Here is a 22,720-nt window from a genome sequence, read left to right on the forward strand (position 1 = left end):
TTCAGGACCACCGAGGTGAGGCCCTCGGCGGGCACACCGGCCCGGCCGGCCACCTTCAGCAGCTTGGTGCCGCCGGGGCCGACCTTCCCGGCCGGAGCACCGATACCGGCGCGGGTGTCCAGGAGACGGGCGGGCGTCACCGGGGTGTACGTGCCGGGGACGGTCGTTAGGGAGCTGCCCGAAACCGAGAAGGTGCCCCACGTGCTCTGGGCCGTACCCCCGTCCAGCGGACGGACGGTCAGCTCCCAGCGGTAGGTGCCCGACTCGACCCCACGGCCGCGGGAGTCCTTGCCGTCCCAGACCGGGCGGACCGCGGCGCCCGCGCTCTGCGCGCCGGAGAAGGAGCGGACGCCCTCGCCGTTGGGCCTGGCGACCCGCAGCTCCCAGGAGACCGGGCGGGAGTAGCGCCACACCGGGGACCAGGTGGCTTCCGGCTCGACGCCCTCCAGATCCTGGAAGGACAGGTCGGGGACGGAGGCGTCCAGACGGGTCAGCGGCTGGCGGGCGAGCTCCACCCGCTTGACGTGGACGTCCTGTGCGGTATCGAGGAAGGCCACACCGCCGCCGAACTTGTCCACGGTCCACGTCGTCCTGCGGCCGGAGCCGTCGGCCGAGGCGGGCAGGTCCGCGAAGTCGGAGGTCTGTCCGGTGGCCGCGTCCGTCAGCTTCAGCTTGTCGCCCTCGTGACGGACCACGAAGCCGTCGCCCAGCAGGGCCTCGCCCGCCGGAACGGGCACGCTCTTCTTCAGGGTGTGGTCGTAGACACCGGCCTTGTCGGCGCCGCAGGCCCAGTACAGCCAGCGGCCCGCGGCGGCCTGCAGCTCGGTGGGCCGGCAGCCGGACTTCAGGTCGATCGCCGCCGACGTCGTCTTCGTCTTCAGGTCGTAGGAGTTGACCAGGTTGCCCGTGGCCGCGGAGTTCTTCCACAGCTTGGTGTCCCACACGGCCGCGGCGGTGTTCTGCAGGGCGAGCAGGGCGCCCGTCCCGCCCACGTTGTAGTTCTCGAGGTCGGCGACGTAGGTCGTGTCGCCGGACGTCGCCACCACGTACCGGCCGGCGCCGTCCACGAGAGTGGCGCCCTGCGGAACGCCGTCCACCGGCCAGTAGGAGGACGTCGTGACGGGCCGCATCACGTTGTTCATCCACGCGACGGCGGGGTCGCCGTCGGCGAGCGAGGCCAGACCGGACGGGGTGTGCACGGCGAAGGTGAAGCGGGTCTTCGGCGCCGTCGCGGTGCCGCCGGCGGTGTCCACCTCGGCCAGTTGGACCATGCCGTCCCGGCCGGTGGGGCTGAGGTAGTGCAGCCGGTCGCCGCCCAGGGCGAGGTGGGTGATCTTCCGGGGCATCTGCGGGATGGCGCGTACGCGGGTCACCTGGGGCGTGCCGTCGGCACCGACGGAGATGCGGTGGAGGGCCCAGTCGGGTGCGCCGGTGCCGCCGGGCACGAGGACGCTGCCGTCGGGCGCGGTGGCGAAGCTGCCCTGCTGGGCGTACTTCAGGAGCTCGACGGTGGTGCCGCCGCCGACCGGGATGGCGCGAAGGGTGTGGCCGGCGAGGTAGCCGTTCTCGGGGTGGAGCAGGTTGCGCTGGTAGAGGACGGTGTCGCCGGTGACGGTGAAGAAGAGGCCGGGCCCTTCGTTGCCGACGGGCGCCGCGAGCGCGGTCTCCACGGGCGTGGTCGTCGGGTTGTCGCGCGGTACGGAGATCAGCGGCTTGCCGTTGCCCGGGTAGTACACGACGTTGCGGTCGCCGAGGGCGTACCAGCTGCTCGTCGCCATGGCGGCCGGCAGCGGCTTCACGGTGGCGGTCGCGTAGTCGAGCAGATAGGTGTCCATGCCGGCGCCGTCGGCCGTGGGACGCAGCCGGAGGATCGCGCCGCGCACGTCCTGCTTGACGGCGGCGACGGCGCTGACGCCCTTCGGGATGTCGGTGATCGGCCGGGCGGTGGTCGTGCCGTCCTCGGCCGCGCGGTAGAGGGTCAGCGAGGTGAGGCCGGTCGCGTCCGCGGTGTAGGCGAGGGTCGTGTCGGTGGTGTAGGTCTTGGACCACACCTGGCCGCCGGGGATCGTGATGCTCTTCTGCGCGCCCGAACCCACGTCGGCGACGGTGACCGTGCGCGGCTGGTCGAACGGCTCGGCGCTGATGGTCGCGTGGAGACCGGAGTGGCCGGCGGACTGGGCCTCGCTGATGGAGGTGTCGGTGCCCGTCGCATAGTCCGTCCAGACCGCGCCGGCGGTGCCCTCGACGACGTGCGCGTAGCCGGTCGCGCCCGCGTGCTTGAGGGAGTCGACGCGCGGCTGCTGGCGGCCGGGGTTCGGGACGACCACCTCGCCGGCGGCGGTGGCGCCGTTGACGGCCGCCGGCGCCGCTGCCGCCGGTGCCGTGATCGTGCCGGACAGGCCGGCGGTGATGCCGAGGGCGGTGGCCGCGGCCAGCGACGCTCTGCGGGCGTGCATGTTCAAGGAAGTCCCCTTTGGAAAGCTGATCAGGCAGGGGACGGGTGGCCATCGTCTCGCGCGGACTCCGCGCGACCCCCTCCGGCTCACTTCCCGGCTCGCGCTGCCTGTCCGAGGTCGTGATCGTAACAGTGCGCTCCTCCGCGCCGGTAGCCGTTTCGAACCCGTTCAGTCATGGCGCGGTCATGGCGCGGCGCGCCGCCGGAAGGCCGGTGCGGCGGCGGGTGTCGAGCCCGTGTACGTGGCCGGTGGCTGTCCCATCAGAATCCGACGGGCAGGAGCTGGACCAGGCCGACCCAGTTCTCCTCGTCCACCTTTGCCTGCGTGGCGCGGACTCTCCAGCGGCCGGCGGGCAGCGGGACCGCGGCCTCGGCGGGCTTCCCGCCGCCGGGGTAGTCGATGCCCACGTCGGAACCCGCTTCGGCTGAGTCCATGAGCACCGCCGGACCGTCCGAACCCCAGATGCCGCACTCCTCCCACACCGTGGCGGGGTCTGCGAGGAGAGCGTCTGCCGCGGCCCTCAGTCCGGCCTCGGTATCGGCGGCGAGCCACCGCAGGAACGCTCGGTGCTGGGGCAGGTAGCAGCTGGTCGCCGGCTCGTCCGCCAGCACAAGTGCCTGCCCACCCTTCTTGTCGATGGGAATCACACCGGCCAGACCGCCCACCGCGCAGGCCCGGTCGTAGTCGTCGGGGGCGGTGCCGTCTCCCGCCACAAGACCACTCTCCGTGCACCCGCCCCAGGAGGCCAGGGACGAGACGGGGACGACGATCAGCGGACCGCCCATCGACTCCACCCAGAGAGAGGAGGGAGGGGAGGCGTCGTCTGCGGTGGATGAAGAGGTGATCATGCACGCAGTGTGCCGTCGGCCACTGACACCGTGCCCGCGCCGAGTGGAGTACCCGCGCTCTGCCGCTTGTCGGGCGTACGGACCCTTCTGCGCGGCTGAGTGCGGATGAACGCCCCCGGGTCTGACCGCGGGGGCGGTGCAGCAGGCCTCTCCGCTGAGATGAATGCCCCGGCCAGGGACAGGAAGAGGCGGTCGAGCATGGCGGCGGTGAGCGACCGCCTAGGGGACCTCCGGAGGGACGAGGTCGGGGTGGGTCTTCAGGAGTCGTGGTGGGGCCGCCTGGTGCCAGGAGTCGAGGACGATGGCGCGGAGTTCGTCCGCGTCGTCGAGGGCGGCGAGGCGCACCCGGACCCAGGCGAAGGCCGCCTCGTGGTCGGCGACCCAGAACTTGTCGGGCTCGGCGAGGACCAGTTCGTCGCGTTCCAGTTTCGGGCAGCGGACGGCCATCGAGGTCTCGTCGTCGGGAAGGGTCAGGAACATCTTTCCGGCGACCCGGAAGGTGGGCATGGACCAGGCCACCTTCTCGGTCGTCTCGGGCAGGGAGAGCGCGAGCGCGCGGACCTCTTCGGAAGTGCTCATGGTCCGACCGTACGACGGACCACCGACAATTCCCGGCGTAGGCTGCGCCCATGACGGTGCAGGTGGAGACGGCGCAGAGGTGGGACTCGGCCCTCGACTCGGTGGTGGTGTACGCACAGGGCGCGCTCTGCCGCCGTCTGGCGGGCGGCGAGGTGCCGGCGGGCGGGCGGATACGGGTGGCGGGGCTGCCCCGGTCGCTGGATCCCGGTTCGCTGCGGGCCCGCGTCGTGGGCGGCGGCCCGGGGATCCGGGTCACCGAGGCGCGGGTGGAGGTCGAGGCCGGGCCGCTCGCCTCCGGCGAACGGGACGCGCTGCGCGGCGAGGTGGAGCGGCTGCGGGACGCGTACGAGGCGGCGCGGCGCCGCCGGGAGAGGCAGCGGGGTCTGATCGAGGAGGTCGGCGGGCTGCGGCCGGTGCCGCCGCCCCGCAGGCGGGAGGAACCGCACCGGCGCACCCCGGTCGACGCGTGGCTGGAACTCGCCGACTTCGTCGACGGGCGGCTGGCGGATCTGCAGGCCGGACTCGTGGAGCTCGAGGACGCGCTGCGGCAGGCCGAGCACGAACTCTCTGTCGCCGTCGACCGCTTCGAGCGGGCCTCCACGGACGCGCCGTCGGCGCACGTCGCCACGACGGTCTGCGCGCTGCTGGTCCTGGACGGCGCCGAACCGGGCGCGCGGGTGGAGTTGGAGCTGGAGTACAGCGTGCCGGGCGCCGTCTGGGTCCCGGCCTACCGGCTGGCGTACCGTCAGGGCGACGGCAGCGGTCGTCTGGTGCTGCGCGCGTCGGTCGCCCAGCGCACCGGCGAGGACTGGACCGGGGTGCGGGTCGCGCTCGCGACCGCCGACCTGCGGCGCCGTACGGACCTGTCGAGGCTCGCCTCGATCCGGATCGGCCGGAACCAGCCCGCCCCGGCGCCGGCCGGCTGGCGCGAGCCGCCGGCGGGTCTCGCGGACCTGTTCTCCGCGTACGACGCTCTAGGGCCCCGGCCGTTGCCGCGCACGCGTGCGGCCGCGGCCGGTGTTCCGGCCGGTGCCCCCGGATCGGCGCCCGCGCCCGCTCCCCTGGCTGCTCCGCCGCCGCCTCCGCCTCCGCCCCAGGCGTACGGCGCACCGCCCGTCGGACTTCCCGCGCCCGGCGGGGCCTACGGCGCCGCTCCGGACGTCCAGCGTGGCGCGCGGCCCGCCGGCCGGCCGGCTGCCGGTGGCGGAAGTCGCGTGGCGGCCCCGGCGCCCCTGGCTCCCGCGGCTCCCGGCGGCCCCGTGCCGCCGCCGTCTCCGGCACCGCCTCCGGTGCCCGGTCCGCCGCAGCCGAGCGGCGCCGAGCTCGATTACGCGGCGCTCGTGCTGTGCGGCCCCGACGAGCAGCCGAGCGGCCGCCGCGGACGGCTGTTCCCGGACCCCTCGTTCGACCCGGTGGCCACGGAGCACCGTCGCCGGGCCGAGGCGGTGGCCTCGCTGCCGCTGCCCGGGCACGCCGTACGGCCGCGGGAGTCGGCGGGATCGTTCGACCACCGTTTCGACGCCGCCGCCCGCGCCGACGTCCCGTCGGACGGCACCTGGCACACCGTCACCGTCGGCGAGATCGCCGTGGACCTGCGGACCGAGTACGTGTGCGTGCCGTCGGTCGAGCAGGCCGTGTACGCGACGCTGGTGCTCTCCAACGCCACCGACCGGGCACTGCTCGCCGGGCCGGTCGAGGTCACCGTCGACGACGACTTCCTCATGACCACCGCGCTGCCCACGCTCGCGCCCGGCGCGGTCCGCCGGGTCGGGCTCGGGCCGGCCGAGGGCATCCGGGTCACGCGTCGTACGCATCTGTACGAGTCGACCGCAGGCCTGCGCAACACCACCACCGTGCTCGACCACCGTGTGCACGTCGAGCTGGCCAACCGGCTCGCCGCGCCCGCCGCCGTCGAGGTGCGCGAGCGCGTGCCGGTCAGCTCCGAGCCGGACGTCCGGATCGAGGAGCGGGCCGGCTGGACGGCGCCCGAGGACGGCGCCGAGCGGCACGTGCCCGGCACCCGCCTGTGGCGGGTGGAGCTGCCCGCCGGCGGCACCGCCGTGCTCGACGGCGGTTACGAGATCCGCATCCCGGCCGCCAAGGCCCTGGTCGACGGCAACCGCAGGAGCTGACGCCCCATGACCACCCCACCGAAGTCCACGGACACCGTGACCGGCGCGGCGAACCCGCCGGCGCCGGGGCCGGCGTCGGCGCCGATCGCGCTGCCCGTCACCGCCGTCACCTGCCTGGAGGACCGCGCGCACATCGAGCGCACCGCCGTGCTCGACCTCGCGACCGGTGTGCAGCGGCTGCGGCTCGGCCCGGTCGCCGCACTGGCCGTCGACCGGACCCTGCATGCCGAGCTGACCGCCGGCCACGGCGCCGACGCGCCCGAGGCGCGCGACGTGCTCGAGGCGCCCGAGGCGCGCGACGTGCTCGAGGTGCTCGACGTGCGGATCGTGCGGAGCTGGACGCCGCGGGCGCCGCGGCCCGTGGGCGCGGCGTCCGCCGACGCCGCCGGGGCCGGGTCCGACGCCGAGGCCGAGTCCGCCCTGCGGCGGCATCTCGACGCCCTCCAGGAGGAGCGGTCCGTCCTGGAGCGGCGCGGTGACCGGCTGCGGACCCGGCTGGAGCTGCTCGGGCGTCTCGCCGCCGATCTGCTGCGGGAGATCGGTGAGGGCGCCGGCCACGGCGAGACCGACGCGGTCCGCTGGGCGGCCGAGCTGGACCGGGTCGACGGCGAGCGCGACACGTACGACGAGGAACTCCGTACCGTGGAGGCCCGGCTGTCGGCGCTCGCGGCCGAACTCGACGCCGCCGAGCGGGCCGTGGACCTCACCGAGGAGGAACCGGCCGAACTGGTCGCCCATGTCGAGCTGACCGTGTCGGCCTCGGCCGCCGGAAAGGCCCGGCTGCGGCTGAGCCATCTGACGCCGTGCGCGCTGTGGCGGCCCGCCTACCGGGCCGTCCTCGACGGTGACGCGCTGGCGCTGGAGACCGACGCCGTGGTCTGGCAGCACACCGGCGAGGACTGGTCGGACGTACGGCTGACGCTGTCGACGGCCCGCTCGGCACTGGCCACCGAGCCGCCGCGGCTGACCGAGGACCGGCTGGCCCTGAAGGACCGCTCCGCGGCGGAGCGCCGCACGATCGACGTCGCGGTGCGCGAGGAGGAGACCGGCTCCCTCGGTCCGCTGCCGGTGCTCGGGCTGCCGGGTGTGGACGACGGCGGCGAGGCCCGGGTGCTGCACTCCCCCGTGCCGGTCTCCGTCCGCGCGGACGGCCGCGCCCACCGGGTGCCGCTGTCCTCCTTCAGGACGGCCGCGAGCAGTGAGTACGCGTGCGCGCCGGAGCTGTCGCCGCTGGTCACGCAGGTGGTGCGGTTCGACAACCGGTCGGGCCACGCGCTGCTGGCCGGGCCGGTGGACCTGGTGCGTGGCGGCGGATTCGTGGGCCGCGGCACGCTGGACTTCACGCCGCCCGGCGCGCCGGCCGAGCTGGCGTTCGGCAGCCGCGACGACCACCGGGTGGTCCGCGCGTACGAGGAGTCCCGCGACACGGCGGGCATGGCCGACCGGCGGACCGTGGTCACCCGTACGGTCCGGCTCCATCTGTCCCGGTTCTCCGCGCCCGGTGAGCTCGGCGACCGGGTGGTCACGGTCCGGGAGCGCGTTCCGGTCCCGGAGGTGTCGGCGGTGGAGGTACGGCTCCGCGAGGAGGCCTGTTCGCCGGTGCCGGACGCGGTCGACGCCGACGGCATCGTGCGCTGGGACGTCGCTCTTCCGCCCGGTGGCCGCCGGACGGTCACCCTGGTGTACGAGGTGTCGGCGAAGGCCAACGTCGTCGGGATCTGACGGGACGAGGGCCTTCGGCGGGGAGTCCGGAAGGCGGCCGGCGGCGGAAGCTCCTCAACGGCCCTTGTGGAGCAGCTCGTTGATCAGCGCGCCGTCCGCCGGCAGCACCCGGCCGTGCCGCAAGGTCACGCCGAGGACCTCGGCCAGCCCCTTCAGGCCGGTGTCGACGGCCGCCTCGGCGGCCACCGCGAGGGCCGTGACGGCCGTCCGTCCCTCGCGTACGCCCGTCACGGCGAGGCCGGCCGCGAGCACGAGGGCCGGCCACCACAGGGCGGTCGCCGCGAGCACGGCGTACGGCACCGCCCACGCCGTGCGGAGGGCCGCCGCCGCGTAGCGGTCCCAGGCGGCGTTGACCTCCTGCCGGGTGCCGTCGGAGGCGAGCTGCCACAGGCGCGGCCACACCAGGGACATGTGGACGCCGTGCTGGACGCGGATCCGTTCCTCGACGGCGCCGAGCCGGCTGCCGATCCGGGTGGCCCGGTCCGGGAGTTCCGTGGCGCCGCGCAGCCGCCGCACCGCGCGCCGCAGCGTGCGCGACCGGCCGGCCCACAGCCGGCCGACGCCCGACGCCAGCCAGTCCGCGCACAGCGCCGACGCCGCGACCGCGAGGACCAGGATCACCAGCGCGGCGGCCTTCCCGGACGGCGAGGCGTAGCGGCCGGTGCGCAGCCGCTCCAGCCAGTCGACGGTCGCCGCCACGTCCACGGCTCCCGTACGGCCGGGTGCGAAGGCCACGGCGCAGGCGACGACGAACAGCAGGCCGGGCAGCACGATCCGGGTCAGCCAGCGGTCCGTGACCTTCTTGCCGACCTCGGAGAGGAATCCGTCCATCAGTCCGGGCTCCCGTCCACGGCTCGGGCCGGCCGGGCCGCCGGCTTGAGCGGGACGCCGTCGGGATCGTCCGGGTCGAGATAGCACATGGGCCAGGCGCCGGAGGCGTCCCGGGAACGGCGGGCCGTGCAGCGGCCGGTGGCGCGCGGGCACCGGAAGACGCTGCTCACCTCGGTCTCCTCGCTCCACAGTCCGGCGGCGCCGACGCCGTCCTTGCGGCGCTCGCCGAGCACCAGGGCCGGGTCGTGGCCCAGCCGCCGCAGCGCCTCGAGCGCGCTTCCGCCCTCCCGTACCTCGTCGAGGGCGTCCTCGAACTCGTCGAGCGCGCCGTCCTCGTCGAAGTCGGCGCGGACCTCGGTGTAGTGGTCGCACAGCCAGGTGCGAGCGCGTTTCTCCAGGGCGGCGTCGGTCATCTTCTCCTCTTCCTCGGGGTGTACGGGGCGGGTTCAGGCCCCGACGTGGATGTACGGCATCCAGATCTTGGGCTGGTGCGGGTGGGCGGCGCGCAGTTCGGTGAGGGCGGCGTGCAGGGCCCGTGGCGCCCGGGACGCGTCCAGCTCGCCGTCGCCCCGGGTGAGACGCGCGTACACCGCGTCGGTCACCGCGGGAGCGCTCGCGTCCTGGACGGGATAGAGGCTGGCCAGGACGTGCCGGAAGCCGGCGAAGTGGAGGACCGCCGCCGGGTGGGTCGCCTCGTCCAGGACGTCGGGGTCCGGTACGGCGGTGTCGCAGGCCGACAGGAACGCGAACTCCGCGTCGCGGGCCGGGACGCGGGACAGCTGGAGCGGGGTGAGGATCTCACCTCTGCCGAGCCGCAGCCCCTCGCGGGCGATGCCGTGGCACACGGTGTGCAGGCGGGTGTGGTCGGGCAGCAGGCGGGTGACGGCGGTCACGGTGGCGTGCTCGTCGTGCAGCCGGCGCAGCGACGGGACGTGCCGGGCGACCACCTCGGCCTCCGCGGCGACCTCGGGCAGGTCCGGTTCGGGGACCGTCACCAGGAGCAGGCGGCCGGGCGCGTCGGTGCGGGCCGGGGGCCTGCGGGCGTGCAGCAGGGAGGTGAGCGTCGGCGCGTACGAGGGCACGACGCGGCCGGGCACCGAGTCCCGCGCGCCGCCGCGCCGGGCGCCGGCGGCGTGCAGCGGCAGATAGGTCGCGAGTCCGGTGGGGCACCACCACAGCCGGGGCAACGTGTCGTAGGCGCGGCCGTGTTCGGTCCCGCCGTCGCGGCATTGTTCGGTCGCGCCGTCGCGGTCGAGTTCGGGCAGGGCGTCGAGCACCGGCCGGGCGAGGCGTTCCCACAGCCGGTCGAGCATCCGGGCGGAGGCCTGGGTGCGCCGCATCTCGGCCCGGATGACGAGCGCCTCCGCGGCCTCGACCGCGTCGGTGTCGCCGGCGGCGGTTCCGTGGGCTTCCGCCCTCGCCGCCCGCAGGGCGGCGTGCGCCTCGACGAGGCGTTCGTCGGCGCGGGCCGTGCGGTCCAGGAGGTCGCGGACGTCCCCGTGGGTCAGCGCGTCCAGCGGGACGACCGACACGGGGCCCTCCGAGCGGACGATCAGGGCGTGGCAGCCCAGTTCGCTGATGTTCACGACCACGACGGGTCCGTCGGCGGCGGCCGCGCGCAGGGTGGCGTAGTCGGCGGGGCGCAGCAGGCCGGCCCGCCGGACGCGGGTCTCCCATTCGCGGGCGAGGGCGGTGCGCCGCTCGGCGGCCTCCGGGCTCTCCTCCTCGCCCGCGGGCAGGGCGCTGTCGAGTTCCTCGCGGATCGCGTCGAGGCGGGCGAAGGTCTCCGGGTCCTCGGCGCGCAGCCGGGAGAGTTCGGTGGTGCGCAGGTCGAGCAGCTGGGACCACATCACGGTCCGGCCCCGCTCCAGGAGTTCGACCGCGCGTTCGGGCCGGCCGGCTCCGACGGCGGCGGCCGCGGCGTCGACGGCGAGTTCGTGCAGGTCGGCGAGGAAGGTCCGCTGGTCGTGGTGGGCGACGCCGCGCCAGGCCACGAGCGGCATGAGTTCGACCGCGAGGCCGAGCCCTTCCGCGCCGGAGGCCCACAGCCGCTCCGCGGTGTCGCCGGCGACGTCCGGCGTGACCCGGCCGGCGGCGATGTCGACGGCGGTGGCCGCCGCCAGCAGGCCCCACATGCGGGCCGCGTACAGCCGCATCTGGGCGGGCAGGGCGGCGTTCTCCGCCGCCGAGCGGGAGGCGCCGGCGCACGCCTCCCACAGGGCGGGGACCGGCTCCGGGTCCTCGTCGATCTGTTCCAGCAGGACCATGGCGAGGAGGCTGTGGTACTCGCCCGCGCTCCTGCTGCCGGGCTTCGCCCGGTCGGCGAGGTCGCGGGCCAGTTCCTCCGCCTCGGCCAGGGCCGCGGCCCGCGGTCCCTCCCGGGGCGTCTCGAGCAGGGCGACGGCCAGCTGGAAGCGGCAGTTGCGTCCGCCGGTCCGCTCCTCGAGCGCGACGCCTTCGCGCAGGGCGGTGACGGCGGCCTGCCAGGCGGCCGGGGCGTCGATGCCCTCGCGCGCCGCGCGGACGTGCTGGGCGCCCAGGACGCGCAGGGCCTCCACGCTCGGCCCCTTGCCCAGCGGGCGGGAGCGTACGGCTCGTTCGGCCCATGCGACGGCCTCCCGCAGGTCCCGTTCGTCGCCGCTCGCGTCGAAGCGGGCGCCGAGCGCCTCGCTCAGCTGGAGCAGGTAGGGCCGGTCGTCGACGCCCTTCGTCCAGCGCGGTGCGGCCACGACCTCGCGGCGGATCAGGATCACCTCGTCGAGCGCGGCGGAGCTGAGCGTGTCCAGGTGCCGTTCCCAGAGTGCGTCGCCGAGCGCGTCGCGCAGTCGCCAGAGGAACTTCCTGGAGTAGCGCCCGGGCAGCGCCTGCATGCCGGCCAGTCCGTGGCGGGCCGCCACCAGGCAGGCGTCCAGGGACTCGGGCCCGTCGGGCTCGCCCAGGCGGTTGAGCAGGACGAGACTGTCGAGGGAGGCGACGACGGCCTCGTTGTACGCCGTGACGCTCGGCAGTCGCCGGGGCTTGCGGAGCGGCTCGGTGAGGCGCCGGATGGTGTCGGTGTCGCCCTCGTCGATCGCCTTGCCGGCCGCGAGGAACACGCCCGCCCGCAGCAGCAGTTGCGGGCCCTCGTAGTGGACCAGGGGCGTCCAGACCAGCATCGGCACGGCCGTGCCGATCATCAGCAGCCACAGGTGGCGGATGGGCTCGGACGATCCCGTCCACCACTGCCGCGGGCTGTCGAAGAGGTCGAACCCGGGGCCCAGGAGGGCGGTGCGCGCGGCGAGGGCCGCGAAGCAGAGCAGCGCGAACAGGGCGCCGTACAGGAGCGGAAGGAGGACGCGCAGCAGCGGCGGCGTGTGCCGCCAGGCCTCCGCGATCAGCGGGTCGTAGGCGGCGCGGAGCACCGTGCCGGCCACGACCGGGCCGAAGAGGATCATCGACGCGAGCTGAATCGTCGTCATGTCGGCGGGCGGGCCGTCGAGGTAGACGGACACGGCCGCCACGCCCGGCACCGCGGCGTAGACCGCCCCCAAGATCCATAAACCGATGCGCATGCGGGTCAGTGTCCCAGGGGCGGGCACTTTAGCAGGGGTGCGGGGTGCTCATCCGGGAAACCGACTACTCTCCACGCTCACGCGTGTTCGTAGGGTAGTCATGTGGACCAGGGAGGGAACACCTTGGTCTTCAGTCTGATGCGCCGCCGGAAGCAGGAGCCGACGCGGGAACCCGGGTCCGGGTCGCACGGTGTGGACCGGCGGGAGGCGGAGAGCTTCGTCCGGCAGTTCCACCGGGAGCAGCCGGAGGCGGGCGACGTGGAACGGCGGGTGCGTGAGGTGCTGGCCGAGATCGACCGGACCGGGACCTACGCCCACTCCCCCGCCGAGCTGGTCTTCGGCGCGCGGGTGGCGTGGCGCAACGCGGCGCGCTGCATCGGCCGGCTGTACTGGCGCAGTCTCGTGGTGCGCGACCTGCGGCACGTCACGGCCGCCGACGACGTCGCCGGCGCGTGCTTCGAGCATCTGCGGCTGGCCGGGAACGGCGGGCGGATCCGTCCGGTGGTGTCGGTGTTCGCGCCGGACCGGCCGGGCCGTCCGGGGCCGCGGATCGTCAACGACCAGCTGGTGCGCTACGCCGGGCACCGCACGGCCGGGGGCGGGTGGGTCGGCGACCCGCGGGCCGCGGCGACGACGGAGCGGGCGCGGGCGCTCGGGTGGAAGCGGGCGGAGGAGCCGTTCCAGGTGCTGCCGTTGATGGTGCGGGAGCGGCCGGGCGCGCGGCCGGAGTGGTACGAGCTGCCGGACGGCGTGGTCCTGGAGGTGCCGCTGCGGCACCCGGACCACGGGTGGTTCGCGGAGCTGGGGCTGCGGTGGTACGCGGTGCCGGCGATCAGCGACATGGTGCTGGAGATCGGTGGCGTGCGGTATCCGGCGGCGCCGTTCAACGGCTGGTACATGGGGACGGAGATCGGCGCGCGGAACCTCGCCGACACCGGGCGCTACGACCTGCTTCCGGTGGTGGCCGAGCGGCTCGGGCTCGACCGTTCGTCGGAGCGCACGCTGTGGCGGGACCGGGCGCTGGTGGAGCTCAACGTGGCGGTGCTGCACTCCTTCCAGGAGGCCGGGGTGACGATGGCGGACCATCACACCGAGTCCGAGCGTTTCCTGCGGCACATCGCGCAGGAGACGCGGCACGGCAGACCCACGCCCGCCGACTGGAGCTGGATCGTTCCGCCCGTCTCCGGTGCCGCGACACCGGTCTTCCACCGGTACTACGACCCGGTGGATCCGCGGCTGCGGCCCGCGTTCCTGCCCCGGGAACGCCCGGACGGCTGCCCGGCGGAGCGGCCGGGCGGTTGTCCGCAGGGGTGAACGCCCGGACGCTCGCGTAGTGGGACGAGCGACCGGGCGGCTGCCCGCAGGGACGAGCGACCGGACGCCCGCCCGCAGGGGTAAGCGTCGGCCCCACGGTGGCGGAGCCCGGGGGCCGGGCAGCGGCGGGTGGGTGCCGGTGCCCGGCCCGGACGGTCAGGCCGTCGGGGCGTAGCCCGCGGGCCGGGTGGTGAAGGTCGCCCGGCCCTGGGTGCGGCTGCGCAGGTGGGTGGCGTAGCCGAAGAGCGCCGCCAGCGGCACGGTGGCCGTGAGCACCGCCGTACCGGACTGGCCGGTGGAGTCGGTGATGCGGCCGCGCCGGGCCGTCAGATCGCCGAGGACGGTGCCGACCGTGCTCTCGGGCGCGGTGACGGTGACCTCGGCGACCGGTTCGAGCAGCGTCGTGCCGGCGGTGCGGAGCGCCTCGCGCAGGGCGAGGCGGCCCGCGGTGCGGAACGCGAGCTCGGAGGAGTCCTTCACATGGGTGGCCCCGTCGGTGAGGGTGACCCGGACGCCGGTGACCGGGTGACCGCCGAGCGGGCCCTCGGCCAGGGCGTCGCGGCAGCCGGCCTCGACCGCGCGGACGAACTCCTGCGGGACGCGGCCGCCCGTCACGGCCGACCGGAAGACGTAGTCGCTCGGCTCCTCTCCTTCCTCCAGCGGGGCGACGTCGATGACGACGACGGCGAACTGCCCGGCGCCGCCGTCCTGTTTGACGTGCCGGTAGGTCAGGCCGGTGACGGCGCCGGCGGGCGTCTCCCGGTAGGCGACGCGGGGCCGGCCGACCGTGACGTCGAGGTCGTGGGTGCGGCGCAGCCGCTCCACGGCGACCTCCAGGTGGAGTTCGCCCAGGCCGGACAGCACCGTCTGGCCGGATTCGGGGTCGGTGCGTGCCGTCAGCGACGGGTCCTCCTCGGTCAGCCGGGCGAGCGCGCCGGCCAGGCGTTCGGTGTCGCGGCCGTGGCGGGCCTCGACCGCGACGGAGACCACCGGGTCGGCGCTGACGGGCGGTTCGAGCAGGACGGGCGCGCCGGGCGCGCACAGGGTGGCGCCGGTGCGGGCCGTCTTGGGTCCGACGACGGCGACGATGTCGCCGGCTTCGGCCCGGTCGGCCTCGGTGGTGCGGTCGGCCTGGACCCGCAGGATGCGGGCGATCCGTTCGGTGCGGCCGGTGGTGGAGTCGAGCACGGTGTCCCCCTTCCGTAGGGTGCCCGCGTAGAGGCGGAGGTAGGTCATGCGGCCGGTGGGTGTGGTGGTCACCTTGAAGGCGAGCGCGGTGAGCGGCGCGTCCGGGTCGGCGGGCCGCTCGCCGCGTACCGGCGGCCGGTCGGCGGGCGCCGGAAGGTAGGCGACGACCGCGTCGAGCAGCGGCTCGACGCCGCGGTCGCGGTAGGCCGAGCCGCACAGCACGACCACGGCCTCCCGGGAGAGCGTGAGGTCGCGCAGCGCGGCGGCGAGCGTGTCCGCGGTGAGCGTGCCGCTCGCGCAGAACTCCTCCAGGGCCGCCGGGTGCAGTGCGGCGACGGTCTCGGCGAGCTCCTGTCGTCGCCGGGCGGCCTCGTCGCGCAGCCCGTCGGGCACCGGGCCGGGCGTGTACGTGCCGGAGCCGGCCGGCCAGACGTACGCCCGCATGCGGACGAGGTCGACGACGCCGGTGAAGGCGTCCTCGCGGCCGATGGGGAGCTGGACGAGCAGCGGCACGGTGCCGAGGCGGGTGCGCAGCGAGTCGACGGCGGCGTCGAGGTCGGCGCCGGCGCGGTCGAGCTTGTTGACGAAGGCGAGGCGCGGGACGCCGTGCCGGTCGGCCTGGCGCCACACGGACTCGCTCTGCGGTTCGACGCCCGCGACGGCGTCGAAGACGGCGACGGCGCCGTCGAGGACGCGCAGGGCGCGTTCGACCTCGTCGGCGAAGTCGACGTGTCCGGGTGTGTCGATGAGGTTGAGGCGGTGCCCGGCCCACCGGCAGCTGACGGCGGCCGAGGAGATGGTGATGCCGCGGGCGCGTTCCTGCGGGTCGAAGTCGGTGACGGTGGTGCCGTCGTGGACCTCGCCGCGCTTGTGGATCGCTCCGGTGAGGTAGAGGAACCGCTCGGTGAGCGTGGTCTTGCCGGCGTCGACGTGGGCCAGGATGCCGAGGTTGCGGATGCTGTTGCGCATGGTGACAGGTCTTTCGCGTGCGATGCGGACGCAGGGCAGCGCGATTCCCGTGACATCGGGCGGTGTGGAACGAAGGAGGGTACGGCCGTTCGTCGCGGGTCAGCGGTGACGGCCGCGCAGCCGGCACCGGAGGGACGAAGAGGCCAGGATCACGTCGTACCGGGCACGGGAGACGACGGTGGCGGCGGCGAGGGCCGTGGCACGCATGGTCGTCTCCCTTCGGACGGTGGAGTGTTCACCGGTGTTCGCCGGTGGTCACGGGTGTTCGCCGGTCTTCGCCGGTCTTCGCCGGTGGTCACCGGTGTCTTCGGTACGGACGGGAGTCTAGGCAGCGAAGTGCCCGGCGGGACAACGGTTTTACGGCCCGGCCCGCGGGCCCCGCGTCATGGCGGCGGCGGTCAGGTCTTGGGCGCGCGACGCTGGAGGACGGCGCGGCTCACCCAGTAGGTGATGACCGCGCCCCAGAACAGCGGGAAGGCGAGCGCCCCGAAGCCGCCGGTCCGCCACAGCACCAGCGTCAGGACCGACTGGAGGGCGAGCAGGGCGACCGCGACCGCCATGGCGAGGACCGGCGTGCAGCCGCGGGAGACGAGCAGCAGCGGGCGGCGCAGCGGCGGCGGCACGCGCCGGCCGAGCCACAGGAACCAGCCGCCCCAGCCGCCGACGAGGACGGCCGTGGCGAGCAGGACGCCGACGAGGGCGCTGCCGGCGGAGGGCTCCGAGCGCAGATGGGCGGCGGCCATGGAGGTGGCCACGAACCCCGCGAGGGCCACCCAGCGCGAGGCGGCGACGGTGCCCCAGGCCATGGTCTCCAGGTTGTAGCGGGCCTGGCGGTCGTTCAGGTCGAGGGCGGCGGACCGGACGAAGCCCTGGGCGGCCTTCGTCCAGGATCCGGGCCGGCGCCAGCGGCGGCGCAGGTGGAGCAGCGAGAGGTTGTTGTGGGCCTCGCTGCTCTGCGGGTCGAGGCGCAGCGCGGTCTCGTAGGCCCGTTCGGCGACCTGGTGGTGGCCGAGGCGATGCGCGGTGAGGCCGACGAGGAAGTGGGTGTCGCTCTCCTCGGGCGCGAGGGCGACGGCGGTGCGGGCGGCCTCGTAGGCGGCGTGCCGGCGTTCGGCGCGGACGGAGCGGTCGAGGACGGTGCCGAGGGTGTAGTGCGTGGCCCAGTGGCGGGGTGCGAGGGCGACCGCGTGCCGGGCGGTCTCCTCGGCCCGGTCGTACTGCCGGGTCGCGAGCAGGATGTGGGTGAGCATCAGCCAGGCGGCGACGAAGTCGGGTTGGGCGCGCAGGGCCTGCTCGACGGTGGTGAGGGCCTGCTGTTCGTCGCCGAGGCGGTGCCGGCAGCGGGCGAGCAGGACGAGCGCGGCCGGGTCGTCGGGCTCGTCGGCGAGGTGCCGGGCGGCGAGCTCGGCGGCCTGCTCGAAGCGGCCGAGGTCGAAGAGGGCGTCCGCCTGGCGCAGCTCCCGGCTCATCGGACCTTGTCCCGGTCGTGGGTGATGCTGAGCAGGTTGGGCACGAGGCCGAGCCAGAACAGGACCTGCGGGAGGGCGCGGTCGGTCCACGGCACGAGGACGAGCAGCAGCGCGCACAGGGTGGCCCAGGCGGCCTGGCCGAGGACGACGCGGGGCCAGAAGGAGCAGGTGCCGGGTGCGCGGACGAGGGCGCGGACGGTGAGCTTGGCTCCGGTGCGCATCCGCAGGTAGCGGCGCCAGGCGCCGAAGCCCCAGACCGCGGCCATCAGGCCGAGGGCCCACAGCCGGGTGCCGAGGTCGACCGGCAGCTCCTTCGGTTCGCCGTCGGTGGGGAAGACGTCGGTGGTGACGGCGGCCATGAGCAGGCAGAGCAGGGCGAGCCAGCGGGTGCCGCGCAGCATGCGGTAGACGGCCTTGGCGAGGTCGTCGCGCAGGGCCTCGGAGTGGGGCGCGGCGGCGAGTGCGCCGGCGTACAGGTCGGCGGCGCGGGCGGCGGAGGTGCCGGGTCTCGCGGCCTCGCGTTCGGTGGTGACGGTGACGGCCAGCTCGTGCGTGGGATCGATGCGGATGATCCGGGTGAGGGCCTCCTCGGCGAGGTCGGGCCGCTCGTGGAAGGTGGCGACCCGGTGCAGGGTGGCCCAGGTGGAGGTGTCCTCGGGTCCGCTGCGCACGGCCACGTGGGCGTGTTCCAGTGCCTCGTCGGGCCGGTCCGGGGCGAGGTCGAGGAGCAGTTCGGCGAGCTGGCGGCGCGGGCCCCAGGCGTGCGGGTCGATGCGGACCGCCTCGCGTTGGGCCGCCTCGGCCTCGGTGAGGCGGCCGAGGAGGCGCAGCGCGTAGCCGCGGACGAAGTGGGCGTCGAGGAACCGGGGCTCCAGGCGGAGGGCCTCCAGGGCGGCGGCGTAGGCCTCGGAGGGCCGGCCGAGGGTGAGCAGGCACTGGCCGAGCAGGCTCCAGGCCCGGTGGTCGTCGGGGTCCTCGGCGAGGCGGCGGCCGACCAGCTCGTGGGCCTCCTCGGGCCGCGTCATCTCGTACAGGACGCGGGCCCGTTCGAGCTGCGGGTGGAGGGTCACAGCTTGCGCTTCTTCTTCAGGTACGCGACGAGGTCGTCGTACATGCCGCCGTCGTTGGCGAACATCGCCACGTTGCGGGCGGAGGCGAACCAGGACTCGCTGGACGGGCTGATCTGCCGGGCGGCGGTCAGGAGGTCCTTGGTGCCGATCATGCGGACGGTGCCGGTGCGGGCGGAGTCCAGGAGGGCGTACTCGGCGGCCGACTCGCAGACGTGGGCGAGGTCGGCGCCGGAGAAGTCCTCGGTCGCCTTGACGACCTTGCCGAGGTCGACGGACTCGATCGGACGGTCGCGCAGGTGGTAGCGCAGGATCGCCTCGCGGGCGGCCGCGTCGGGCGGCAGCACGAGCAGGGTGCGGTCGAGGCGCCCGGGCCGGCGCAGGGCGAGGTCGACGTCCCAGGGCACGTTGGTGGCGGCGAGCACGAACACGCCCTCGTTGCGGTCGCCGTCGATGCCGTCGAGCTCGGTGAGCAGCTGGTTGACGACGTTGCGCAGTCCGCTGTGGTGCATGCGCGAGCGCTTGGCGCCGAGGGCGTCCAGCTCGTCGAGGAAGACGACGCACGGGGCCTGGCGGCGGGCGGCCTCGAAGATGTCGTGGACGTTCTTCTCCGACGTGCCGATGTACATGTCGAGGATGTCGGAGAGCGAGATCGACAGGAAGCCGGCGCCGAGTTCGCCGGCGACGGCCCGTGCGATGAAGGTCTTGCCGCAGCCGGGCGGGCCGTACAGGAGCAGACCGCCGCGCAGCGACTTGCCGTACAGGCGGCGCAGTTCGGGATTGCGCAGGGGCGCGAGGAAGGCTGCCTCCAGGCGGTCCTTGACCTGCTGCATGCCGCCGACGTCGGCGAGGCGTACGGCTCCGGGCGCGTCGACGTCCCAGGCGGCGGCGCCCGCGTCGCCGCTGCCGTCGGAGGTCAGCGGCTGCTCGACGCCGGCGCCGTCGGGGCCGGCGGGGCCGCCGTCGGTGGCGAACCGGGGCCCGACGACGTCCGCGACCTCCTGCTCGGCGGCGGCCCAGTCGAAGGCCGGAGGCTCGGCGGGCGGAGCGGCCGGCGGAGGAGGTGCGTCAGCAGTCGGAGCGGCGGGCGGCGGAGGCGTGGCAGCAGGCGGAGCGGCCGGCGGAGGCGTGGGGGCGGGCAGGTGCAGGGCGCGGACCATCAGGTCCCGTACGGCCGGGTCTCCCGGAGCGTGCTGGAGCGCGACCGCGGCCTGGCTGACGGCTTCGTCGTCCCGGCCCTCCGCGAGCAGCAGTTCGGCGAAGTGCAGCCGCAGCGGTACGTCTTCGGGGGCGGCCGCGACGGCGGCCCGCAGGCTGCGGAGGAGAGGAGACTCGTCGGACATGGGGCCAGCCTAGAAAACCGGCCCCGGGCGCCCGCGCACCGGGTGCGGTCACGCGCCCGCCCCGGAGCGCGGGCGGACGCCCCGTACGACCGGGTGGGCGCCGGTCCCTGACACCGGGTCACGGCGGACGCCGGCCGGCGGGTGCGCTTGCGAAGGAGCCGCGCACCCTGGCGGTTCTGCTCTCGGGGCGGGGCGGGCGCACGCCCGGCAGCCCTGCCCACCGCGGGTGCGTCCGCTGCCTGGGCTCCGGGTCAGGAGCGGCCCCGGCGGGGGCGCTGGCCGTTCTGGGAGCCGCGGCCGCCCTGGCCGCCCTGGCCGGTGCGGCGGCCGCGGCGGCGCTGCGGTGAGGGTACGGGCGTCGCGGGACCGCCGGCCGCCTCCGGCGAGGAGAACATCATCGGCACCGCGGGCGGTGCCGACGGCGGCGGTGCCGACGGGTTCGCGGGCGGGTTCGCGGGCGGCGCGGCGGGAGCGCCGGCCGCCGCCGCGGCCGCTGCCGCGGCCCGTGCGGCGAGCGAGTCGCTTCCCGTGCCGCCGGCTCCGGCTCCGGCGAGGACGGTCGCGTGCGCGATGAGGGGCGCACAGGCCTGGCAGATCTCGGCCAGCGTCCAGACCTCGGCGACGGCCGGGTTGTGGATGAGGACCAGCAGCGTCCGGCCGGTGCACGTGGCGCGGGCGGTGTGGTGGCGGCAACCGGCGGCTCCGCAGGCACACGCGGCGCTCGGGCGCGGAGCGGCCAGGCGGGCGTGGGCGCGGGCGTGTTCGGCGGCGAAGGCGCGAAGCGCCGGGATGTCCCTGGACCGGGCGGGCATACGGCAGCCGGCCGTGGTGCAGGTGACCGTGGCGGAGTGGTCGGGATGACCGGTCAGACGGATGGTCCAGGTTCTGCCTGGAACACGTGATCCGGGAAGCATGCTCAACGCGCGCGTGTCCGTTCGAGTGAGAGAGGTGTTGGCCATCGTTTTACCCCGTGAGCGGTGAAGGTTCACCTCTGGGCGCCCGGTTCGCGGCGTGTCTGCCGCCGGCACTCCGGTGGCGGGCCGGGGCCCGGCCTCGGAGCATGGAAAGCGGAGCGTAACCGATCGAAGCACGGCTGAAGGGCCGGAGTGCTGGAAGGCTGGAGTGTTCCGCATGACCGAGAACGATGCCTGGGGCGACGACGTCTACCAGCCCGACGGCAGCGAGGTGCAGGACGACGCGGGACTGCTCGACGCCGAGGACACGCTGCTCGGGCCCGTCGCCGACCCGCTGGACGAGGGATTCGTACCGCCGGACCGGCCGTGGGCGGTGGAGCACACGGGAGTGACGGCGGCCGAGCGGCAGCGTGGCGAAAGCCTGGAGCAGCGGCTCGCCGTGGAGCTTCCCGAGGGCGGGCCCGACCCGGACTGGGACGGCATCGGCGACTCCGTGGACACGGACGGCGAGCCCTTGGACGAGGAGGTCGGCGGGCGTCGGGCCGGCCGGCTGGTCGCCCTGGACGGCGGGCTCGCGCTCTCGCCGCTGGAGGGCCTCGCCCGCGACGTCGGCATCGACGGCGGCGCCGCGTCCGCCGAGGAGGCCGCCGTGCACGTCGTCGACGAGGAGTGACGACCAGCCTCGACCGGCCGTACGGGAACGGGGACCCGGTACGGGTACGGAGCCGCGCCTCCGGCAGGGCCGGCCGGACGGGCGGACGGGCGGACGGGCGGACGGGCGGACGGGCGGACGGGCCAGGGTCAGAGCAGGGCGCCGGCGGAGAGCCAGAGGGCCACGGTGGCGGCGAGCAGCGTGAGCGGGACGGAGATCAGCCCGAGCCGGGTGAACTCGCCGAGTTCGACCTCGTGGCCGTGCGCCCGGGCGATGCGGCGCCACAGGAGCGTCGCCAGCGAGCCCGCGTAGGTCAGGTTGGGACCGATGTTGACCCCGAGGAGCACGGCGAGGACGGCGGCGGGCCCGGCGGGCGCCGCCAGCGGGGCCAGGGCGAGGACCGCGGGCAGGTTGTTGATCAGGTTGGCGAGGACGGCGGCCAGCGCGGCGATGCCGAGCAGGGCGGGCAGCGAGGTCCCGCCCGGCAGCAGGCCGCCGAGCGCGGCGCCGAGGCCGTTGTCGACCATGGCCCGCACGACCACGCCGAGCGCGAGCACGAAGCCGAGGAACGGCAGCGCCGCCGAGCGGACGAGGGCCACCGGCGTGGTGCGCCGCCGCAGCAGCGCGCGTACCGCCAGGACGGACGCGCCGGCCGCCGCGGCCCATGCCGGGTCGAGGCCGAGGGCCGAGGTCACTCCGAAGCCGAGGAGCGTGGCGGCGACGGTGATCAGGGCGAACAGCGGCAGCTCCGGGCGCTCCGTGGCGGCGTCGGCGGCCGGTCCGGCGTCGCCGGCCGCTGCCGCGGCGGCCTCCGCGGAGGGCTGGGTGGAGTGCTCGACCGTCCGCACGGCCCCGGCCCCGCCCTCGCCCTCGCCGTCGGCGGCGGGCCGCGCGGACCGCTCGGCCCGTGGCGCGACCGAAGACGCGACCGAAGGCGAGACCCGAGAGGAGACCGGGAGCGGGCCCGGCAGTCGCTCGGGAAGCTCGGCCGAGAAGAAGCGGCGGATGACGACGTACTCGACGGCGATCGCCGCGACCCACGGCAGGAGCATCACGAGGGCGAACCGCGTGAAGCCGAGGCCGGTGGCGGTGAACGCGAGCAGGTTCGTCAGGTTGGACACCGGCAGGAGCAGCGAGGCGGTGTTCGACAGGTGTGCGGCGGCGTAGGAGTGCGGGCGGGCGGCGGTGCGCATCCGGGTGGCCGTGGCGAAGACGACCGGGGTCAGCAGGACGACGGTGGCGTCCAGGCTGAGGGCGGCGGTGATCAGCGAGGCCAGGCCGAAGACGGCGCCGAGCAGACGGCGCGGGCGGCCTCGTGCCCAGCCGGCCATCCAGGTTCCGCAGGCGTGGAAGAGTCCCTCGTCGTCGCAGAGCTTGGCCAGGACGAGCGCGGCGGCCAGGAAGCCGACCACCGGCGCGAGCCGGCTCAGCTCCTCGTGGGCGTGGGAGAGGGATACCGCGCCGCAGAGGATCAGGAGCACGGCCGCGGGTATCGCGAAGACCGCCTCCGAGAGCCCGCGCGGGCGGGCGACCGCGCAGATCAGCACGGCGGCGAGCGCGGCGACGGAGAGTGACTCGGGGAGCATGCGGTCGATTCTGCGGCAGACGGCGGTACGGCACGGCGCGGCCAGCCCGTCCTTATGACCGCGCAGAGCCGGCCCAAACCCTGAGGAACGCAAGAGAGG

The 22,720-nt window shown here is 75.2% G+C and carries 16 protein-coding genes; 4 read left to right on the plus strand and 12 right to left on the minus strand.

Annotated elements, in window-relative coordinates; all coding sequences use genetic code 11:
- The 3 genes from ACIGO8_RS28195 to ACIGO8_RS28205 all read right to left on the minus strand — a co-directional run.
- On the minus strand, positions 1-2,462 hold a 2,462-nt coding region (locus tag ACIGO8_RS28195; protein WP_399736444.1), incomplete at its 3' end, for a hypothetical protein.
- A 254-nt stretch (positions 2,463-2,716) separates the two neighbouring features.
- Positions 2,717-3,304, minus strand: a complete 588-nt coding sequence (locus tag ACIGO8_RS28200; RefSeq protein ID WP_399736446.1) for an Imm21 family immunity protein — start codon at positions 3,302-3,304, stop codon at positions 2,717-2,719.
- A 219-nt stretch (positions 3,305-3,523) separates the two neighbouring features.
- Complete coding sequence (locus tag ACIGO8_RS28205) at positions 3,524-3,883, minus strand: MmcQ/YjbR family DNA-binding protein (RefSeq protein WP_399736449.1); 360 nt, start codon at positions 3,881-3,883, stop codon at positions 3,524-3,526.
- 50 nt (positions 3,884-3,933) lie between these two features.
- Here ACIGO8_RS28205 and ACIGO8_RS28210 point away from each other — a divergent pair, with 50 nt between their 5' ends.
- Both ACIGO8_RS28210 and ACIGO8_RS28215 read left to right on the plus strand, forming a co-directional pair.
- Entirely contained in the window at positions 3,934-6,015 is a 2,082-nt protein-coding gene (locus ACIGO8_RS28210) for a DUF4139 domain-containing protein (RefSeq protein ID WP_399736452.1), read from the plus strand.
- Between the two features lie 6 nt (positions 6,016-6,021).
- Complete coding sequence (locus ACIGO8_RS28215) at positions 6,022-7,737, plus strand: DUF4139 domain-containing protein (RefSeq protein ID WP_399736455.1); 1,716 nt, start codon at positions 6,022-6,024, stop codon at positions 7,735-7,737.
- A 54-nt stretch (positions 7,738-7,791) separates the two neighbouring features.
- Here ACIGO8_RS28215 and ACIGO8_RS28220 read toward each other — a convergent pair whose 3' ends face one another.
- The 3 genes from ACIGO8_RS28220 to ACIGO8_RS28230 are packed head-to-tail and all read right to left on the minus strand — an operon-like array spanning position 7,792 to position 12,119.
- The gene (locus tag ACIGO8_RS28220; RefSeq protein ID WP_399736458.1) at positions 7,792-8,568 is read right to left on the minus strand and encodes a hypothetical protein; all 777 of its coding nucleotides are present in this window, start codon (positions 8,566-8,568) and stop codon (positions 7,792-7,794) included.
- Positions 8,568-8,981 (minus strand): hypothetical protein, encoded by a 414-nt coding sequence (locus ACIGO8_RS28225; protein WP_399736461.1) that lies wholly within the window; start codon positions 8,979-8,981, stop codon positions 8,568-8,570. Before ACIGO8_RS28225 ends, ACIGO8_RS28220 begins: the two co-directional genes overlap by 1 nt.
- Before the next feature lie 33 nt (positions 8,982-9,014).
- Positions 9,015-12,119: a CHAT domain-containing protein gene (locus ACIGO8_RS28230; protein WP_399736464.1), complete on the minus strand. Its 3,105-nt coding sequence runs from the start codon at positions 12,117-12,119 to the stop codon at positions 9,015-9,017.
- Between the two features lie 138 nt (positions 12,120-12,257).
- Here ACIGO8_RS28230 and ACIGO8_RS28235 point away from each other — a divergent pair, with 138 nt between their 5' ends.
- Positions 12,258-13,433 carry a nitric oxide synthase oxygenase gene (locus ACIGO8_RS28235; protein WP_399736841.1) on the plus strand — a complete coding sequence of 392 codons (1,176 nt, stop codon included), beginning with the start codon at positions 12,258-12,260 and terminating at the stop codon, positions 13,431-13,433.
- A gap of 156 nt (positions 13,434-13,589) precedes the next feature.
- Here the strand turns inward: ACIGO8_RS28235 and fusA are convergent, their stop codons facing one another.
- The 5 genes from fusA to ACIGO8_RS28260 all read right to left on the minus strand — a co-directional run bounded on the left by fusA (position 13,590) and on the right by ACIGO8_RS28260 (position 20,383).
- Positions 13,590-15,590: an elongation factor G gene (gene fusA / locus ACIGO8_RS28240; RefSeq protein WP_399736465.1), complete on the minus strand. Its 2,001-nt coding sequence runs from the start codon at positions 15,588-15,590 to the stop codon at positions 13,590-13,592.
- A gap of 398 nt (positions 15,591-15,988) precedes the next feature.
- On the minus strand, positions 15,989-17,059 hold the full coding sequence (locus ACIGO8_RS28245) for a tetratricopeptide repeat protein (protein WP_399736468.1): 1,071 nt from the start codon (positions 17,057-17,059) through the stop codon (positions 15,989-15,991).
- Positions 17,056-18,129, minus strand: coding sequence for a tetratricopeptide repeat protein (locus ACIGO8_RS28250; RefSeq protein WP_399736471.1), 1,074 nt, complete (start codon positions 18,127-18,129; stop codon positions 17,056-17,058). Before ACIGO8_RS28250 ends, ACIGO8_RS28245 begins: the two co-directional genes overlap by 4 nt.
- Positions 18,126-19,469: an AAA family ATPase gene (locus ACIGO8_RS28255; RefSeq protein ID WP_399736474.1), complete on the minus strand. Its 1,344-nt coding sequence runs from the start codon at positions 19,467-19,469 to the stop codon at positions 18,126-18,128. Before ACIGO8_RS28255 ends, ACIGO8_RS28250 begins: the two co-directional genes overlap by 4 nt.
- A gap of 251 nt (positions 19,470-19,720) precedes the next feature.
- Entirely contained in the window at positions 19,721-20,383 is a 663-nt protein-coding gene (locus tag ACIGO8_RS28260; RefSeq protein WP_399736843.1) for a hypothetical protein, read from the minus strand.
- A 217-nt stretch (positions 20,384-20,600) separates the two neighbouring features.
- Between ACIGO8_RS28260 and ACIGO8_RS28265 the strand changes: the two genes are divergently transcribed.
- Positions 20,601-21,056 carry a DUF5709 domain-containing protein gene (locus ACIGO8_RS28265; protein ID WP_399736477.1) on the plus strand — a complete coding sequence of 152 codons (456 nt, stop codon included), beginning with the start codon at positions 20,601-20,603 and terminating at the stop codon, positions 21,054-21,056.
- A 128-nt stretch (positions 21,057-21,184) separates the two neighbouring features.
- Here the strand turns inward: ACIGO8_RS28265 and ACIGO8_RS28270 are convergent, their stop codons facing one another.
- A complete protein-coding gene (locus tag ACIGO8_RS28270; protein ID WP_399736479.1) occupies positions 21,185-22,621 on the minus strand; it encodes an SLC13 family permease in 1,437 nt (478 codons plus the stop codon).
- Positions 22,622-22,720: the final 99 nt, after the last annotated feature.

The organism is Streptomyces sp. NPDC053493, assembly GCF_044544825.1.
Taxonomy (GTDB): domain Bacteria; phylum Actinomycetota; class Actinomycetes; order Streptomycetales; family Streptomycetaceae; genus Streptomyces.